The organism is Bradyrhizobium sp. AZCC 2262 (assembly GCF_036924535.1).
GTDB lineage: Bacteria > Pseudomonadota > Alphaproteobacteria > Rhizobiales > Xanthobacteraceae > Bradyrhizobium.
The window spans coordinates 3,298,853-3,317,162 of the sequence record NZ_JAZHRT010000001.1; the positions used below are offsets into that span (position 1 = coordinate 3,298,853).

11 protein-coding genes and 1 pseudogene are annotated in these 18,310 nt (G+C 64.6%); 6 read left to right on the top strand and 6 right to left on the bottom strand.

From position 1 onward, the window contains the following. Positions 1 to 603: 603 nt before the first annotated feature. Together glmS and V1283_RS15625 are read left to right on the top strand one after the other, a co-directional pair. Positions 604 to 2,430 carry a glutamine--fructose-6-phosphate transaminase (isomerizing) gene (glmS, locus tag V1283_RS15620; RefSeq protein ID WP_334387354.1) on the top strand — a complete coding sequence of 609 codons (1,827 nt, stop codon included), beginning with the start codon at positions 604 to 606 and terminating at the stop codon, positions 2,428 to 2,430. A 192-nt stretch (positions 2,431 to 2,622) separates the two neighbouring features. After that, positions 2,623 to 3,411, top strand: a complete 789-nt coding sequence (locus V1283_RS15625; RefSeq protein WP_334387355.1) for a DUF502 domain-containing protein — start codon at positions 2,623 to 2,625, stop codon at positions 3,409 to 3,411. 2 nt (positions 3,412 to 3,413) lie between these two features. On the opposite strand, the gene recG is transcribed toward V1283_RS15625, so the two are convergent. Beyond that, a complete protein-coding gene (gene recG / locus V1283_RS15630; RefSeq protein ID WP_334387356.1) occupies positions 3,414 to 5,522 on the bottom strand; it encodes an ATP-dependent DNA helicase RecG in 2,109 nt (702 codons plus the stop codon). A 204-nt stretch (positions 5,523 to 5,726) separates the two neighbouring features. On the opposite strand from recG, the gene V1283_RS15635 reads away from it, so the two are divergent. Then, on the top strand, positions 5,727 to 6,017 hold the full coding sequence (locus tag V1283_RS15635) for an FAD assembly factor SdhE (RefSeq protein ID WP_334387357.1): 291 nt from the start codon (positions 5,727 to 5,729) through the stop codon (positions 6,015 to 6,017). Next, positions 6,014 to 9,533, top strand: a pseudogene (gene mfd, locus V1283_RS15640) (transcription-repair coupling factor). Before V1283_RS15635 ends, mfd begins: the two are co-directional and overlap by 4 nt. Before the next feature lie 133 nt (positions 9,534 to 9,666). On the opposite strand, the gene V1283_RS15645 reads toward mfd, so the two are convergent. From V1283_RS15645 to V1283_RS15655, 3 genes are all read right to left on the bottom strand, one after another. Next, positions 9,667 to 10,911, bottom strand: coding sequence for a GGDEF domain-containing protein (locus tag V1283_RS15645; protein WP_334387358.1), 1,245 nt, complete (start codon positions 10,909 to 10,911; stop codon positions 9,667 to 9,669). A gap of 92 nt (positions 10,912 to 11,003) precedes the next feature. Beyond that, complete coding sequence (locus tag V1283_RS15650; RefSeq protein ID WP_334387359.1) at positions 11,004 to 12,509, bottom strand: class I adenylate-forming enzyme family protein; 1,506 nt, start codon at positions 12,507 to 12,509, stop codon at positions 11,004 to 11,006. A 44-nt stretch (positions 12,510 to 12,553) separates the two neighbouring features. After that, positions 12,554 to 14,380: an extracellular solute-binding protein gene (locus tag V1283_RS15655; RefSeq protein WP_334387360.1), complete on the bottom strand. Its 1,827-nt coding sequence runs from the start codon at positions 14,378 to 14,380 to the stop codon at positions 12,554 to 12,556. 260 nt (positions 14,381 to 14,640) lie between these two features. On the opposite strand from V1283_RS15655, the gene V1283_RS15660 reads away from it, so the two are divergent. Continuing rightward, positions 14,641 to 15,423, top strand: a complete 783-nt coding sequence (locus V1283_RS15660; RefSeq protein WP_334387361.1) for an invasion associated locus B family protein — start codon at positions 14,641 to 14,643, stop codon at positions 15,421 to 15,423. 70 nt (positions 15,424 to 15,493) lie between these two features. On the opposite strand, the gene hspQ is transcribed toward V1283_RS15660, so the two are convergent. Next, complete coding sequence (gene hspQ / locus V1283_RS15665) at positions 15,494 to 15,826, bottom strand: heat shock protein HspQ (RefSeq protein WP_334387362.1); 333 nt, start codon at positions 15,824 to 15,826, stop codon at positions 15,494 to 15,496. Between the two features lie 123 nt (positions 15,827 to 15,949). Here hspQ and V1283_RS15670 point away from each other — a divergent pair, with 123 nt between their 5' ends. Beyond that, positions 15,950 to 16,903 carry an AEC family transporter gene (locus V1283_RS15670; RefSeq protein WP_334387363.1) on the top strand — a complete coding sequence of 318 codons (954 nt, stop codon included), beginning with the start codon at positions 15,950 to 15,952 and terminating at the stop codon, positions 16,901 to 16,903. Between the two features lie 194 nt (positions 16,904 to 17,097). Here the strand turns inward: V1283_RS15670 and V1283_RS15675 are convergent, their stop codons facing one another. Further along, entirely contained in the window at positions 17,098 to 18,288 is a 1,191-nt protein-coding gene (locus V1283_RS15675; protein ID WP_334387364.1) for a UbiH/UbiF family hydroxylase, read from the bottom strand. Positions 18,289 to 18,310 lie beyond the last annotated feature (22 nt).

Consider the following 18,310-nt stretch of genomic DNA (forward strand, 5'->3'; position numbering starts at 1 on the left):
TGAGTGATCCTACGTTTGCGCAGACGACCGGCGTTTCAAGGCCTTCGCCTTTAACCTCAGTCGGCATCTCGCCGACCGGAGTGGCGGCGAGGGCGCTGCGTACGGCGAAGTCGTGTGGTCCTGGCATCCGTGGCTGATGTCAAGCCAGCGGAGACGCGTCGGCCCGACCGGGCTTAGACAAATCTCAATCCGCTGGTGACGGTGACAAAAGGAATTCGTCGCCGGGGAGAGCGCGAAGTAAGCCGTAAAGCCATTGCGCAGGGAATGCCGGAGTGCCTCCGCTGAACCTGTATGCTCGTGTGCGTTTCCTTCTACCCATTGCACGCGAGACCGCGGGTGCAGCGTGCATCCGGCATTCCCTGCTCCCTCTTTTCAGGGGGAACCAATGCCAAGCCTCGGGCAGTTCATGCCGCGAGATTGCGGACGCGTATTCCACGCGCCTCGCGGATGTGGCAGGTTAATCCCGGGTTAGCCGGTCCGTTAAGCTTTCCGCTTAAAACTGTCTCAATCCGCAATAATTATTGAGTATCTGTAGGACTGCTTATTTCGTTAAGAGTGGCGCGGGTTGCGACGCTATTCGTCGATTTGGGGATATTGAACCGCATGTGCGGCATTGTCGGCATTTTGGGACGCGCTCCGGTCGCGGAGCAATTGGTGGATTCACTCAAACGGCTTGAATATCGCGGCTATGATTCCGCAGGCGTCGCCACGCTGGAAGGCGGTCGCCTCGCGCGTCGCCGCGCCGAGGGCAAGCTGAAGAACCTCGAAAAGCGGCTGGAGGCCGAACCGCTCGCGGGGCACACCGGGATCGGCCACACCCGCTGGGCCACCCACGGCAAGCCGACCGAGAACAACGCGCATCCGCATGCGACCGATCGCGTCGCCGTGGTTCACAACGGCATCATCGAGAACTTTCGCGAGCTGCGCGAAGCGCTCGAGAAAAAGGGAGCGGTGTTCAAAACCGAGACCGATACCGAGATCGTTCTGCACCTGGTCGACGACCTGCTGCAGAAGGGCATCAAGCCGGTCGAGGCGGTGAGGGCGGCGCTGTCGGAACTGCGTGGCGCGTTCGCGCTCGGGTTCATCTTCTCCGGCGACGACGACCTGATGATCGGCGCCCGCAACGGTCCGCCGCTGGCGATCGGTCATGGCGACGGTGAAATGTATCTGGGGTCGGACGCGATCGCGCTCGGGCCGTTTACCGATACGATCAGCTATCTCGAAGACGGCGACTGGGTGGTGCTGACGCGCAAGGGCGCCGTCATCTACGACAAGAGCAACGCGATCGTGCACCGCGAGGCGGTCAAGCACTCAGCCTCGACCTCGCTGGTCGACAAGGCCAACTACCGCCACTTCATGGCCAAGGAAATCCACGAGCAACCGGAAGTGGTCGGCCACACGCTGGCGCGCTACATCGACATGGCGAGCGAACGCGTCATGCTGCCGGTCACGCTGCCCTTCGACTTCAAGGATATCCAGCGCGTTTCGATCACGGCCTGCGGCACGGCGAGCTATGCCGGCTACGTCGCCAAATACTGGTTCGAGCGGTTCGCGCGCGTGCCGGTCGAAGTCGATGTCGCCTCGGAATTCCGCTACCGCGAGGCGCCCTTGCGCAAGGGCGATCTCGCGATCTTCATTTCGCAGTCCGGCGAGACCGCCGACACGCTGGCCGCGCTACGCTACGCCAAGGCCGCGGGCGTCCACACCCTGTCAGTCGTCAACGTGCCGACCTCGACGATTGCGCGCGAAAGCGAAACCGTGCTGCAGACCCTGGCCGGCCCCGAAATCGGCGTCGCCTCGACCAAGGCGTTCACCTGCCAGTTGATGGTGCTGGCCTCGCTCGCGGTCGCCGCCGGCAAGGCGCGTGGCGAATTGTCTGACGAGGACGAGACAAAACTCATCCATGGCCTCGTCGAGATTCCGCGCCTGATGGCCGCGGCCCTGACCATCGAACCGCAGATCGAGAAGCTCGCCCGCGACATCTCGAAATCAAAGGACGTGCTCTATCTCGGCCGCGGCACCAGCTATCCGCTGGCGCTGGAAGGCGCGCTGAAGCTGAAGGAAATTTCCTACATTCACGCCGAGGGCTATGCCGCCGGCGAACTCAAGCACGGGCCGATCGCGCTGATCGACGAAAACATGCCGGTCGTGGTGATCGCGCCGTTCGACCGGGTGTTCGAGAAGACCGTCTCCAACATGCAGGAGGTCGCGGCCCGCGGCGGCAACATCATTCTGATGACCGACGCCAAGGGGGCGGCGGAAGCCACCATCGAATCCCTGGTCACCATCGTGCTGCCCGACATGGCGGCGGCGTTCACCCCGATGGTCTATGCCGTACCCGTGCAACTGCTGGCCTATCATACCGCCGTGGTGATGGGGACCGATGTGGATCAGCCGCGAAATCTCGCCAAATCGGTAACGGTCGAATAAAGCGTTTTCCAGCGAAGTGGACCCGGTTCGCGTTAAGAAAACGCGTCAAGATAAGGAATCTAGAGCCCCGTTTCGATCCAATCGAAACGGAAAAGGCTCTAGTCAAGTCAAACGGCTGTCACTCCGGGTCTTCAAAAACCTGCTAGGATGGCTTAGCTGGGGTCAAGCCGGCTGCTCCGACCTGGAACCACGATGAACCGCGAAGAACTGCCCCCGACCGCGTCCCCGGAGGAACCCCTGCCGGAGGCGCACCACGCCGGGCTAATGGCCCGTTTCCGGAACTATTTTCTGACCGGACTGATTGTCGCAGGGCCGGTCGCGATCACGCTTTATTTGACCTGGTGGTTCGTGAACTGGGTGGACAGCATCGTCCGCCCCTTCGTGCCGACGGTCTACCGGCCGGAAACCTACCTGCCGTTCGGGTTGCCCGGTTCGGGGCTGATCGTCGCCGTGATTGCGCTGACGCTGCTCGGTTTCCTCACCGCCAACCTGATCGGGCGGACGCTGGTTGATCTCGGCGAACGGCTGCTCGGCCGCATGCCGGTGGTGCGCGCGATCTATCGCGGCCTCAAGCAGGTGTTCGAGACGCTGTTCTCGGGCAAGGGGTCGAGCTTCCGCCGGGTCGGCCTGGTCGAGTTTCCCTCGCCTGGCATGTGGTCGATCGTCCTGATCTCGCAATCGCCGAGTGCCAACATTGCGAGCCAGCTTCCCGGCGAGGAAGAGCATATCTCGGTATTCCTGCCCTGCGCGCCGAACCCGACCACGGGCTTCTTCTTCTACGTGCCGAAGAGCAAGATCATCGAGGTCGACATGACCACCGAGGACGCCGCGACCCTGATCATGTCGGCCGGCGTGGTGCAGCCCGGCTCCGATCCGCAGAAACGCAACGCCGCTGCGCTGGCCGGCATGGCGAACGCGGCGCGTGTGGCCAATTCGGCCGCCGCGCTGCAGCCGGTTCCGGCAAAGGTGAAGGTGGAGTGAGGCTATCCCGCCCCGATCAGCGGTACGGCTTCATCCCGTTCATAGAGATACAACAGGCAGCGCAGCGCTTCGCCGCGCTCGCCTTTCAGCTTCGGATTGTCCTTCATGATCCGCAGCGCCTCGTCACGCGCCTGCGTGATCAGTTGCGCATGCACGTCTGAACGCGCGATCCGGTAACCGGGCAGTCCGCTCTGGCGGATGCCGAGCACGTCGCCTTCGCCGCGCAGCTTCAGGTCCTCCTCGGCGATCCGAAAGCCGTCGGTGGTCTCGCGGATCACCTTCAGCCGCGCCTTCGACATTTCGCCGAGCGGCTCCCTGTAGAGCAGCAGGCAGGTCGACGCCTCCGAGCCGCGCCCGATCCGGCCGCGCAACTGGTGCAGTTGCGCGAGTCCGAAGCGCTCGGCGTTCTCGATCACCATGATGGTCGCGGCGGGAACGTCGACGCCGACCTCGACCACCGTAGTCGCCACCAGAAGACCGATCTCGTGGGCGGCGAATTGCGCCATCACGCGGTCCTTCTCCGTGCCCTTCATCTGCCCGTGGACGAGACCAACCTTGTCGCCGAAGCGTTGCCTCAGCTTTTCAAACCGTTCCGTCGCGTTGGTGAGGTGCTCGGTACCTTCGGCTTCGGATTCCTCCACCAGCGGGCAGATCCAGTACACCAGCTTGCCGGCCTGCAGCGCGCGGCCGACGCCGTCCGTCACCTCGTCGAGGCGGCTCATCGATATGGTGCGGGTTTCGATCGGCTGGCGGCCGGCCGGCTTCTCGCGCAGCTCGGAGACGTCCATGTCGCCAAAGTAGGTGAGCACCAGCGTGCGCGGGATCGGCGTCGCGCTCAGCACCAGCACGTCGACGGCTTCGCCCTTGTTGGTCAGCGCGAGCCGTTCGCGCACGCCGAAGCGATGCTGCTCGTCGACCACGGCCAGCGCGAGCGCCTTGAAGATCACGTCGTCCTGGATCAGCGCATGGGTGCCGACCAGAAAATCGATCTCGCCCGCTTCCAGCCGCGCCAGAATTTCGCGTCGCTCCTTGCCCTTCTCGCGGCCGGTCAGGATCGCCACGCGCAAGCCGGCGTGTTCGGCCAGCGGCGTGATGGTCTTGATGTGCTGGCGCGCGAGGATTTCGGTCGGCGCCATCAGCGCGGCTTGCTTGCCGGCCTCTGTGACGGCCGCGGCGGCAAGCAGCGCCACCACTGTCTTGCCGGAGCCGACATCGCCTTGCAGCAGCCGCAACATCCGCACTGGCTGGCGCAGATCCTCGGCGATGGCGGCGACCGCCTCGCGCTGCGAGGACGTCAGGGCGTAGGGCAGGGCGTCGATGATCTTGTGGCGCAAATGGCCGTCGCCGGCGTTGCGGTCGCCAGCCGGACGCCGCAGCTGCGCGCGCACCAGCGCCAGCGCCAGTTGACCGGCCAAAAGTTCGTCAAACGCGAGACGCGACCAGAACGGGCGATCAGGCAGGATGTCGGTGAGTTCGAGCGGCACATGCACGCGGTTCAGCGCCTGGCTGATCGGCGGAAAGCTGCAGCGGCGAATGACTTCCGGGCTGATCCACTCGGGCAACTCAGGCGATTTTTGCAGCGCCTGCGCGATCGCGCGGCGCAGCGAACCCAAAGCGAGACCTTCCGTGAGGGGATAGACCGGGTCGATGCCGCTGAGTTTTGCAAATCCGGCCTCGTCGATGACGCGGTCGGGATGCACGATCTGCGGGACGCCGTCATACATCTGCAGCGTGCCGGAAACGTAGCGCTTCTCGCCAACCGGCAGCAGCTTCTCGACATAACCGGGCTTGGCGCGGAAGAACGTCAGCACCACGTCGCCGGTATCGTCGCTGGCATAGACAAGGTAAGGCGCCCGGGAATTTCGCGGCGGCGGCGGCCGGTGGCGGTCCACGGTGACCTCCAGCGTCACGATGGTTCCCTGTACGGCTTCGCGAATCTTCGGCCGCGCCCGGCGGTCGATCACGCTGGCCGGCAAATGCAGCAGCAGATCGACCAGCCGCGGCGTCTCATCGCGCGACAGCAGATAGCGCAGCAGCTTGTCCTGCTTCGGCCCGACGCCCGGAAGGGTCGTGACCGGCGCAAACAGCGGATTGAGCAGGGTGGGGCGCATCAGCCTTCCGTCGCACATAGTGGTCAGGCGCGGGCTTGACCCGCGCATCCATCTTCAAAAGAGGATGGATTGCCGGGTCAAGCCCGGCGTTGACGAGACAGTTGATAATCGCGAACACAAAGGGCTGACATTGGCCGTCCCGACCGCTATATCAACCCGGCCCGGCACGTCCGGGCTTTTGGCGTTCGGATGGGATTGGCGACAATGACGGGTACGACACGATCAAGCGGCGGCCTCGACGACCGTCGCAAGCGGCTTCTGTTCCGCTGCTGGCATCGCGGCACCCGTGAGATGGACCTTATCCTCGGCCGCTTTGCGGACGCCGAGATATCGGGCATGCACGATGACGAACTGGCCGAGCTCGAACGCCTGATCGAGGTGCCCGATCCGGATCTCTATGCCGCGCTGATCGGCGACACGCCGCTCGATCCGGAATATGCGACCGCGCTGTTCGACCGCATCAAGACGTTTCGCGCGGTGGATCACGACGCATGAAGTCGCCTGTCAAATCGCCTGCCACGCTGCTGGCCCCCGGCCGCGCGCTGACCTTTGCCAACGTTGCCGAAGGCGCCGAGGGGCTCGTCATCTCCGACCTCGCCCGCGCGGTGGCGGCACGACCAAAACCGCCGGCGGTGAGCCTTGCGGTCGTCTGTCGCGATGGCCCGCGCATGCAGCAGCTCGCGCGGGCGCTGGAGTTCTTCGCCCCCGATTTGCCCGTGATGCAGTTTCCGGCCTGGGACTGCCAGCCCTATGACCGGGTGTCACCGCATGGCGGCATCTTGGCGCAGCGACTGACAACGCTGGCGCGGCTGTCGCGCTTGCAGGGCAGCGACAAACCGCTGATCGTGCTCACCACCGTCAACGCCATCGTGCAGCGCGTGCCGGCCCGCGAGGTGGTTGCGGCGCAGGCGCTGTCGGTGGCGCCCGGCCACGTCGTGCCGATGGACTCGATCGTGGCCTGGCTGGAGCACAATGGCTACAACCGCTCCTCGACCGTACGCGAGCCCGGCGAATACGCCGTGCGCGGCGGTATCCTCGATCTGTTTCCGGCCGGTCTCGACCAGCCCGTGCGGTTCGACTTCTTCGGCGACTCTCTCGAATCGATCCGTACGTTCGACGCGGAAACCCAGCGCACGCTGCTCGACATGCGCGCGCTCGATCTGGTTCCGGTCTCGGAATTCCAGCTCGTCACCGAAACCATCCGCCGCTTTCGCATGGGCTATGTCGCAACCTTCGGCGCGCCGCAGCGCGATGATCTGCTCTATGAAGCGGTCAGCGAGGGCCGCCGCCATCCCGGCATGGAGCATTGGCTGCCGCTGTTCCAGGAGCGGATGGACACGCTGTTCGACTATCTCGACGGCGCGCCGGTCGCGATCGAGCCGCAGAGCGAGGATGCCGCCCGCGAACGCTTCAAGCAGATCCAGGATTATTACGAAGCAAGGCGCGAGGCGCTCGAACATCCAGGCTCCGGCGCAATCTACAAGCCGTTGCCGCCGGACCGGCTCTACCTGACGGAAGCCGAGTGGACCACCCGCCTCGGTGAGGCGGCGGTAGCGCGGCTGACGCCATTTGCGGTGCCTGAGGGCAGCGCCGATGTGTTCGACGCTGGCGCGCGGCAGGGCCGTAACTTCACGCCCGAGCGTGCCGATGGTTCGGTCAACGTGTTCGAAGCCGTGGTGGCGCACGTACTGGCGTTGCAGGCGCAACGCAAGAAGGTGGTGATCACGCTGTGGAGCGAAGGCTCCCGTGACCGCATGGGCAGCATGCTGCGGGATCACAAGCTCGCCAATCTCACCAGCGTCAACGCCTGGCGCACGGTGCAGGCGACACCACGCAACGAGGCCATGCTGGCGGTTGTCGGCATGGAGAGCGGTTTCGAGACCGACGAATTCGCCGTCATCACCGAGCAGGACATTTTGGGCGACCGCCTGGTGCGGCCGCGCAAATCGAGCCGCAAGCTCGACAACTTCATCTCCGAAGTCACGAGCCTCGCGACTGGCGATCTGGTGGTTCACGTCGAGCACGGCATCGGACGCTTTGTCGGATTGCAGACGATTGAGGTCGGCGGCGCGCCGCACGACTGTCTCGAATTGCACTATGCCGCCGAAACAAAACTGTTTTCTCCCCGTAGAGAACATCGAACTGCTGTCGCGCTATGGGTCCGACCACGCCAATGTCGAACTCGACAGGCTGGGCGGCGGCGGCTGGCAGGCGCGGAAAGCAAAGCTCAAGAACCGCATCCGCGAGATCGCCGGCGAACTGATCAAGATCGCGGCCGAGCGGCATTTGCACGAAGCGCCAAAAATGCCGGTGCAGCCGCATGTCTATGACGAGTTCTGCGCGCGCTTCCCCTATGAGGAAACCGAGGATCAGTTAGGGGCCATCACTTCCACGCTGAAAGACCTCGAAAGCGGCCGGCCGATGGACCGGCTGATCTGCGGCGATGTCGGCTTCGGCAAGACCGAGGTGGCGCTGCGCGCGGCGTTTGCCGTGGCGCTCGACGGCAAGCAGGTCGCCGTCGTGGTGCCGACCACGCTGCTCGCGCGGCAGCACAGCAAGAATTTTGCCGAACGTTTTCGCGGTTTTCCGGTCAATGTCGCCCAGGCCTCGCGCCTGATCCCGGCCAAGGAGCTGACGCAGGTCAAGAAGGGGCTGACCGATGGCAATGTCGATATCGTGGTCGGCACCCATGCGCTGCTCGGCAAGTCGATCAAGTTCAGGGATCTGGGCCTTCTGATCGTCGACGAGGAGCAGCACTTTGGCGTCAGCCACAAGGAACGGCTGAAGCAATTGCGCGCGCAGGTGCACGTGCTGACGCTGAGCGCCACCCCGATCCCGCGCACCCTGCAGCTCGCGCTGACCGGCGTCCGCGACCTCTCGATCATCGCCTCGCCCCCGGTCGATCGCCTCGCGGTGCGTACCTTCGTGGCGCCGCATGATCCGCTGATGATCCGCGAGGCGCTGCTGCGTGAGCGTTATCGCGGCGGTCAGGCGTTTTACGTCGTGCCGCGGATCGAGGACCTCGCCAGCGTCAAGGATTTTCTCGACAAGAACGTGCCGGAGATGAAGGTCGCGGTCGCCCACGGCCAGATGGCGCCGACCGTGATCGAAGACATCATGTCGGCGTTCTACGACGGCAAATACGACATCCTGCTCTCGACCACGATCATCGAGTCGGGTCTCGATATTCCCACGGCCAATACGCTGATCGTGCACCGCGCCGACATGTTCGGGCTGGCGCAGCTTTATCAATTGCGCGGCCGGGTAGGGCGCTCGAAACTCCGGGCGTACGCGCTGTTCACGCTGCCGGCGCAGCAGAAGATCACAGCCCAGGCCGAGCGGCGGCTGAAAGTGCTGCAGTCGCTGGAAACGCTGGGCGCCGGCTTCCAGCTCGCCTCGCACGACCTCGATATCCGCGGCGCCGGCAATCTGCTCGGCGAGGAGCAGTCCGGCCACATCAAGGAAGTCGGCTTCGAACTCTATCAATCGATGCTGGAGGAGGCGATCCTCAACCTCAAGGCCGGCGTGGTGGAGCCCGCCGCCGACCGCTGGTCGCCGCAGATCACCATCGGCATGCCGGTGCTGATTCCCGAGGACTACGTCAACGATCTCGCGGTGCGGCTGTCGCTGTACCGGCGGCTGGCCGATCTCGAGACCGACGAGGAGATCGACAATTTCGCCGCCGAGATGCGCGACCGCTTCGGCGTGCTGCCCGACGAAGTCCGCTATCTCTTCAAGGTCGCGGCGATCAAGGCCTATTGCCGGCGTGCGAACGTCGAGAAGGTTGATGCCGGACCGAAGGGCGCGGTCATCTCGTTCCGCGAGAACAAGTTCGCGCAGCCGGATCGGCTGGTGTTCTTCATCCGCCAGCACGGCCAGGCCGCGAAGGTGCGGCCCGACATGAAGGTGGTGTTCCTGCAGACCTGGAAAACGCCGGAAGAGCGGTTGATGGGCACAACCGAGATCTTGCGGCAACTCGCCAATCTCGCGGAGAGCAAGAAGGCGGCGTAGACGAGCCGTTCAACAGCCTATCCCCGTCATTGCGAGGAGCGAAAGCGACGAAGCAATCCACCTATCCGTTATGCCGTGCCATGGATTGCTTCGCTACGCTCGCAATGACGGAATGGTTGGCGCCAAGTCGGTTTCACGACGCGGCGCGATGCGCCTCTTCCTGGAGCCGCGACCGCAGCGATTTCGCGGAATCGTTCGGCAGCAGCGTTGCGACCGTGACGGCCGGCTCCGATCGCTCGTCGCGGTTGCCGTGGCTGGTATGGCGCATCACGCTCGACAGCCGCCGCGCGATGGTGTGCGCCGTCTTCAGGTCGGTTTCGGCGAATACCACGACAACCGAGCCGTCTTCCTGGGCGGCGCCGAAATCCATTTGCCGCATCAGGCGGCTGATGATCCGCGCGCCGTCGAATTGCGCGCGGGGATGTTCGGGATCGAACGCAAAGCGTGCGACCGACAATCCGCCGCCGCGTTGCTGCGTCTGGTAGATGGAGCTGGCAAAGTCGCGCTCGAAGGCTTCCCGGGTGAGCAGGCCGGTCCGCGCGTCGATCAGGCCGTCGGCGTCGATGGCCTTCAGTGTGCGGCTCAGATGCGCTTCGAAGGCATGCTGGCGGATCAGCGGCAGTGCCGTCGCGACCACCTGGACGACGTCGTCGGAGACCACCTCGAGGTTCGGCAGGTCGTAGGCCCGCGCCGGATCGCCTGCCGTCACGACGACGGGAAGGTTGCGGAAACGGGCATCTTCCGTCAGCACGGTGAGGAAGGCGTCGATCACGCGGGGGCTAAAACCTTCGCCGAGCACGATGCCGTCGATGTCTCTGATGTTGAGATGCTTCGCCGCCGCCTCAATCGAGAGCGCGCCGACCACGCCGGTGCGCTCGCCAAGCGTGACCGACAACGTCGGATAGGCGCCGCCACGCCCGATCAGCAGCACGGTCGCGTCGCGCGCCGGATCGATATGCGACAGCGCCATCGGCGTTGCCGGCTCTAGCCGGCGCATCACGGTCGCATGCAACGACCGCACGCGCAGCGCGGCACGCAGGCGGGCCACCAGACGGTCGGAGGAGCCGCCTTGGGTTTGCAAGCCTTGGGTTTGAAAGAAGGGAATGACGTTGTCCGGATGCGGGACCTGCGGATCGACCGAGATCAGCGGCAGATAAGGTTGGCGTGCGGCAACCCGTGCTGCCAGCTCCGCCAGTCCGGCTTCATCGGTGTCGGAGGTTGCCGCCAGCACGGCGGCCGGTTGCACCTGCTCGACGGCACGCGCCGCGTCCGCCCACTCGGTCTCGACCACCGGAAACAGCCTCGCGAGGTCGAGCGTGGCGGCAAAGGACGGCCGTCTCGCGGTCGACACGACGAGGATCGGACCTTGCTGGGACATTCTCTAAAACTCGGGTGAGGCGCGCATCTGGAACCGGCGATTCTAGTTTGCGCCGCTTAATGCGGCGTCAACGCCACCCCTGTCCGAGGCTCTCAGATCGCGCCGCTTCGATCGCGAAACGCTTCCACCATCAATGGGTTAAGACCGAGCTCTGTCAGCGCGTCGCGGGCGCGCGCATTATCGAGCGCGCGGCCGGCGAGCCGGTGGCCGCTGAGGCGGTCGGGCAATGCGGTCAAGAGCGCGCCCTGGCCGAGCCGCCGCGCCCATTCCTGCAGGTCCTGCGCCAGGAACCGGTAGCCACCGACAGCCATGACGCCGGACGGCGGCGCGGTGATATTGATCGCGCCGGTCACGCGGTCGAGCCGCGCCGCGTAATCCGTATCGACGTAGTCGCGCGGCGGCGAGGCGATCAGCGAGTCGCTCGGCGGTGGAGGCGGTGCATAGGCCGCGACCGGCACCATCGGCCCGCGCAATCCGAGCGTGCCGCGCGGCGTCAACAGAATCTCGCCAGCGATCGACGATCCCGGCAATTCGCGCGGCGCACCGTGAGGGCCGGGCTTGATCAGGGCCGGCGAACCGTCTTCCGCGATCCGGCGCGCGCCGAACAATCCGGCCTCACCGAACAGATAGACATCCGTCAGCGTCGCCTGTTGTGCGGACCAGGATGCGCTGGAACCGACCTGTTCCGGCGTGCGCCACAGGCCGACGACATTACGCAGGCTTGGCATCCGCGCGGCGAGGTCCATTTCGTCCAGCCGCAACGCCAGTTGAGCCGGTGCAATCAGCGTATCGCAGGCCTGTTCGTTGATCTGTTGCTCCAGCGCCTCCTCGTCGAACGGATGGTGCAGCACCAGCGTTCCGCCCGACAGTAGCCAGACCGCCAGCGACGAGGCGAGGCCGGCAAACGACATCGGCGAGAAGGCCGAGAGGACCGTTGCGCCCTGCGGCACGTCGCTTTCGAGCGACATCGCAAGGCCGCCGGCAATCAGGCCGAGATGGGCGCGCGGGACCGGCCGGAACCCGTCCGGGGTGACGTCGAAGGAGATCAGCGCCGCCTTGCGGCCGTCCTGGATCACGGGGCGTGTGGTCAGGGATTCCCGGAAAATCGCGTTGTCGAGCGAGGCCATGCCTTCGGGCAGGTCGCTGCCGAAGCCGCAGACATGGCGGATCGAGAACGCTTCGGCGGCGGCGTTCATGGCGATGTCCGAATAGATCACGCCGTCGACCTTGCCCGCGGTCACGATCGCCCGCGCCGCGGTACGGTTGAGCGCCATGGTCAATTCCGACTGCCGCCAGAGCAGCGGCAGCACCGCGACGACGAGGCCGGCGCGGAAGGCGGCGAGCACGGTAAGCGCGAATTCGATGGTGTTGGGCAGTTGAACCGCGATCACGGAATTGGACGGCAGGCCGGATTCGATGAAATGCGCTGATAGCGACGAGATCATGCGATCAGCCTGCGCGAAGGTAAGACGCTTCGGCGGCTGTCCGGTGATGCGCTGCTTGTTGAGGGGATCGACTAGCGCCAGCGCATCCGGCTGTCGGGCCAGGTTCCGTTTGAACAACGTGTCGAGCGTGGGCGAAGCGGTGGGCTGGGTCACGGCGTTATTTCGGCTCTGTCACGGGGTTGCACCACTTGGCGAGTTCATTTCGTTCCCGGCCTCTGCCACCAGGTTTCCGGCAGATAGCCCGTCAACGCGGTCGCTACAGGCCGTTCTACCCGATTCCAGCGCGCGATCCATTGCTCCTGCTCGTTAATAACGGGGATAGCGTAGAAGCCAGATATCAGGGCGCGGTCGAGCGCCCGCACCGCGGAGACGAAGGCCGAACGCTCCCGCGCCTCGAGCAGCGCCGCGATCAGGGCGTCGATGGCGGGCTCCCTGGCCCCCATGTAATTCCGCGTGCCGGGAACGTCGGCGGCCTGGCTACCAAAGTAGAAGGACTGCTCGTTGCCGGGAGACAGCGATTGATCCCAGCGGTTCTGCAGCATGTCGAACTCGTAGCCGAGCCGGCGCTGGTCGAACTGCACGGGATCGACCGCGCGAACGCTGGCCTCGATGCCGGCGCGCTTGAGGTCGCGCTGATAGGCCAGCGCGATCCGCTCCTGATCGCGTGTCGTCACCAGGATTTCGAAGGTGAAGGGGATTTTGGTCGCGCGCTGCCGCAACACGGTTCCGTCAAGCTCGTAACCGGCTTCCGACAGCAATTTGAGCGCGCTGCGCAGCGTGGTGCGATCGCGCCCCGATCCGTCAGTGACAGGCAGGCGATAACTGCCGTCGAGAATATCCGGCGGGATGCGCTCAGTGAACGGTTTTAAAAGCTCGCGCTCGCGCTCGTCGGCCGGACGGCCGTAGGCAGACAGTTCCGAACCGGCGAAGAAGCCCGCCGAGCGCGCATAGAGCCCGAAAAAGTAATTGCGATTGATCCACTCGAAATCGAACAGCAGCGTCAGCGCCTGACGTACCCGGATATCGGAAAAAATCGGACGCCGGGTGTTGAACACCAGGAATTCCGACGGCTGCGGCATCCCGGTCTTGATGGTATCGCGGATCACTTCGCCGCTGCGGGCCGCCGGAAAATCGTAGCCGTTGTGCCAGCGCAGCGGTTCGTGCTCGACCCGAAAATCATAGAGGCCGCGCTTGAACGCCTCAAACTGGCCGTTGGACTCGCGATAGAAGTCGAGCCTGATCTCGTCGAAATTCCAGAGCCCGCGATTGACCGGCAGGTCGCGGCCCCAGTAATCGGGATTGCGCGTCAGCGTGACGCTGGCTCCCGGCTTGACGGCAGTGACGCGATAGGGGCCGGAACCGATCGGCCCGGTCATCGTGGTTTCCTCGAAGGTCGCGGGATCGACCGCGTGCCGCGGCAGCACGGGCATCAGGCCCAGGATCAGCGGAAGCTCGCGATCACCGGCGCCGCCGAAATCGAACCGCACCGTGAGCGGGTCGGGCGCCTCAGCCTTTGCGACCTTGGAATAATACTGCCGGTGATTGGGGCGGCCCTTGTCGCGCAGCAATTCCCACGAAAACATGACGTCGTCTGCCGTGACCGGCTTGCCATCGGCGAAGCGCGCCTTGGGGTCGAGGTGGAAGGTGATGTAGCTGCGCGCGTCGTCGGTCTCGACGCTTCTGGCCAGCAAGCCGTAGAGCGTGAAAGCCTCGTCATTGCCGCGCGCCATCAGGCTCTCGAGCACAAAGCCCCTGATCTGCTGAACGGCGATGCCGCGGACGATCAGCGGATTGAGGCTGTCGAAAGTTCCGAGGATGCCCCAGATCAGCCGCCCGCCCTTCGGCGCGTCGGGGTTGGCGTAGGGCATATGCGCGAAGCTGGGCGGTAGGGCCGGTGCGCCGTGCATCGCCAGCGCGTGGCTTTCGGCCGCCTCTGCCTCGCAGAACGGCGCAAGCAGCGTTACACCCAGCGCGAGGGCAACACATGCCAACACACGCAGGCGGATACGCCCGCAGACGGTCATAGGCGGGCAGGGATTTGATTCGAAAATGCGCACCCGAAAGCTTTACCATAGGCTTCCGCCTAGACCTTCGGGGAATGCCAAAGATGCCTGTCGGCATTGATCTTTTCGCCTGCCGCTGTATTGAAGGCGGGCAATTGATGACGGCGGGAACACCTGTCACGTATCCGCCTCAATTGCCAACGAGACAGCCGCCTCAGCGCGGCTAGGTGTCGGTGCCTGTAGCGGTTTCGGGCGCTGCGGTTCAGAAAGGGTTTTCCGCAATGAATTTCCGTATCTTGGCCGGGTCGATCCGGCCGCGTGGGCAGATCTTGGCCCTGTTGGCGGCCGCGGCATTGTCGGCAACGTTGATCGCTTCGGGTGCGCAGGCCCAGGCGCCTGCACCCGCTGCTCCGAAAGCGCCTCCGAAGGCGGCTCCCAAGGCTCCGGCTCCGGCCCCGCAAGCTCCTCCGGCTGGCGCTCCTCCCGCCGCCGCTGCCCCGCAGCCGCAGGAACAGCAAGTCCAGCTGATCTACGCGCCCTGGACCAAGTTCTGCCTCAAGGGTCAGGAAGCTGGCGCCAAGCAGGTTTGCTTCACCGGCAAGGACGGCCGCATCGAGTCCGGCCAGCCCGTCATCGCCGCCGTCATCATCGAGCCGGAAGGCGAGCCGAAGAAGCTCTTGCGCGTGACCCTGCCGCTCGGCATGCAGCTCGTGCACGGAACCCGAATCATCGTCGACAGCAATGCGCCGCTGCAAGGGCCCTACGTCATCTGCTTCCAGAACGGTTGCATGTCGGACTACGAAGCAACGCCTGAGCTGATCGCCAGCTTGAAGAAGGGCCAGAATCTCGTTGTTCAGGCGATCAATTCCAACGGCGCGCCGCTGACGCTGCCGCTGCCGCTCGCGGGTGAATTCGCCAAGGCCTATGACGGTCCGCCGACCGATCCGAAGGTGTTCGAGGAAAACCAGAAGAAGCTGCAGGAAGAGCTGCAGAAGCGGGCTGAAGAGCAGCGCAAGAAGCTCGAGGGAGCGGGTGGCGCCGGCGCCAATCCGGCGGCGAAGTAACAGCCGCATCGCTCGACAAAACACAAAAGGCGCCCGAGCAGGGCGCCTTTTTTGTTGCGGGTGAAGGTTACTAATTCAGCGACGGATTGCGCGGGCGGTAGCCGCCTGACTTGTCCTTCACGAAGATCTCGGCCACCTGCGAATGCCGGATCGGCTCGCCGGAATCGTCCGGCAGCAGGTTTTGTTCGGAGACATAGGCGACGTACTCGGACTCCGAATTTTCTGCAAGCAGGTGATAGAACGGCTGGTCCTTGTGAGGCCGAACGTCCTCGGGGATCGACAACCACCATTCCTCAGTGTTGTTGAATTCCGGATCGATATCGAAAATCACGCCCCGGAACGAAAACACCCGGTGGCGGACAATCTGCCCGATCTGAAATTTGGCGGTGCGCGCTTTGATCATGTTCCGTCGAATAGACCATGATTGTGGCCGATGCTAGGGGCATTAGGACGAATTAACCTTTACAGGTGGTGGCCACGTCCGGCGCCATGTCCCCGAAATCACTGACGAAAAGACGTTTTCGAGATGGTCGATATTCTCAACCTCGCGCTTCCCTATTTCGGCTTGATCTTCATCGGCTTTGCCTGCGGCAAGACCAGGGGGCTGCCGGAATCGGGCCTCGCCTGGATGAACTTCTTCCTGCTGTACGTTTCTCTGCCGGCGTTGCTATTTCGCATCATGTCGGAGACGCCGTTCTCCGAACTGAACAACCCGCCATTCCTGATCGCAACCACGCTTGCGACCGTCAGCGCCTTCGTGCTCGCCATGGTAGCAGGCCGCATCATCGGCGAGCTGTCGCTGCGCAAGGCCACCATGGCGGGCCTTGCCGGCGCTTACGGCAATATCGGCTATATGGGCCCCGGCCTGGCGCTGGCGGTGCTTGGCGCCAAGGCGGCGGCGCCGACCGCGCTGATCTTCTGCTGCGACAGCATTTTCCTGTTCACGATCGTGCCGCTGTTGATGGCGCTGACCGATCGCGAGCATCCGTCGTTCCTGCATGCGATCGGCATCGCCGCACGGCAGATCGTGATGAACCCGCTGATCATGTCGGCCGTTCTGGGAGCCCTCGTTGCAGCCTTCCATATTCCGTTGCCGACATCACTCGACCGGACGCTGCTGTTTCTGCAGAACGCAGCGGCGCCGACCGCGCTGTTCGTGCTTGGCGTCACCGTGGCGTTGCGGCCGTTTGACCGCGTGCCCTGGGAAGTACCGGGCGTGATCGCGATCAAGCTGCTGATCCACCCCTTGATCGTGTTCGGCCTGATGCTGTTTTTCGGGCCGTTCGCGCAGCCCTGGGCGGCGACCGCCGTCCTGATGGCGGCGCTGCCGCCGGCGCTGAACGTGTTCGTGATCGCGCGGCAGAACAATACCTGGATCGAGCCGGCATCTGTCGCCGTGCTGATCGGAACCTTCGCCTCTGTGGTCACGCTGACCAGCGTGATGTGGTTCATCCAGAGCGGGCGGCTGGTGTTTCCGTAAAGCGGGCGAGGGGTCTCGAAACACAAAATTTCGAAAACAACCCCATGCAAAGTAGAAAAGGGTAGCCCGCATGAGTCGCGCGGATGCGCGCCCGACGACGAGCGCAATTGCGCTCGCGCAGTGATGACAGGCGCCGCGATATGCGGGACCGGTCCCCGGGGTCGCTTCGCTCGCCCGGGCTACGGCAAATATAGTCAGCTGACGCGCTTCCAGGTCGGCGCCAGTCCCTCGCGCATCGCGAGCCGACGCAGCGGGCCGAACGAACCGAGCAGGTGCATGCCCACAGCGCGCAGCGATTGCATGCCTACGAAATCGCTCAGTAGGGACCGGTTGGCGACATCGATGGCGATCAGCCGACTGGCTACGTCGGCGCGGCGGGCGGATTGATAGCGCGCCAGCACCGCCGGCGATCCCGGATCCTCACCGAGCGAGATTGCACTGCCTGCGATGTCGGCGATATCGGCCGCATCGCGCAAACCCATGTTGAGGCCCTGCGCGCCGATTGGCGGCACCACATGGGCGGATTCGCCGACCAGCGCGACACGATGGCTGGCGAATTGGTCGGGGCGCTCGATCGTCAGCGGAAACACGTTGCGCCCGGCTTCAACCTGGACGCGGCCGAGAATGGAGTGCGACTGCCGTTCCGCGGCCTCCGACAATTCGTCGTCGCCAAGCGACATCAGCCGCTCGGCCTCCCTGGTCTCCGACACCCATACCACGCTGCATCGGTTGCCGGGCAGGGGCACGAATACGCACGGACCCTGCGGGGTGTGAAACTCGGTGGAGATGCCGTTGTGGGGCCGCGAATGGGAAATATTGAACGTTAGCGCCGATTGATGCAGGTCGCGGCGGCTGATCCCGATCCCGGCCGCCGCGCGGGATGGCGACTGCCGCCCGTCGGCGCCGATCACCAGCCGCGCGGCAAGCTGCTCGCCCTTGCCGGTATGGACGATGACGATCGCATCCTGCGGATCGATCGTTACCGCCTCGTCGTCAAATCGGGTCAGGTTAGATAGCTCAGCCGCGCGCTCTTCGAGGGCGACCATCAGCGAGCGGTTGTCGATGTTGTAGCCGAACTGTTCGAGACCGATCTCATCCGAGGTGAAGCGCACCTCGGGTGCGCGGATCAGCCGGCCGGTATCGTCGACGAGGCGCATGGTCCGCAAGGCGGCAGCCTTGTCGCGGCAGCGGGGCCAGACGTCCAGGCGCTCCAGCAGGTCGGTGGAAGCCCCCAGCAGCGCCGTGGTGCGGTTATCGGCATAGGGCACGCGGCGGGCGAGCAAGGCGGTTCTCGCGCCGGTTGCGGCCAGCGCAATGGCCGCGGTCAACCCCGCCGGCCCGCCACCGATCACGGCGGTGTCATAAATTTGCGATGCATTGTCCATACCGGGACAATTGACGGTCGGA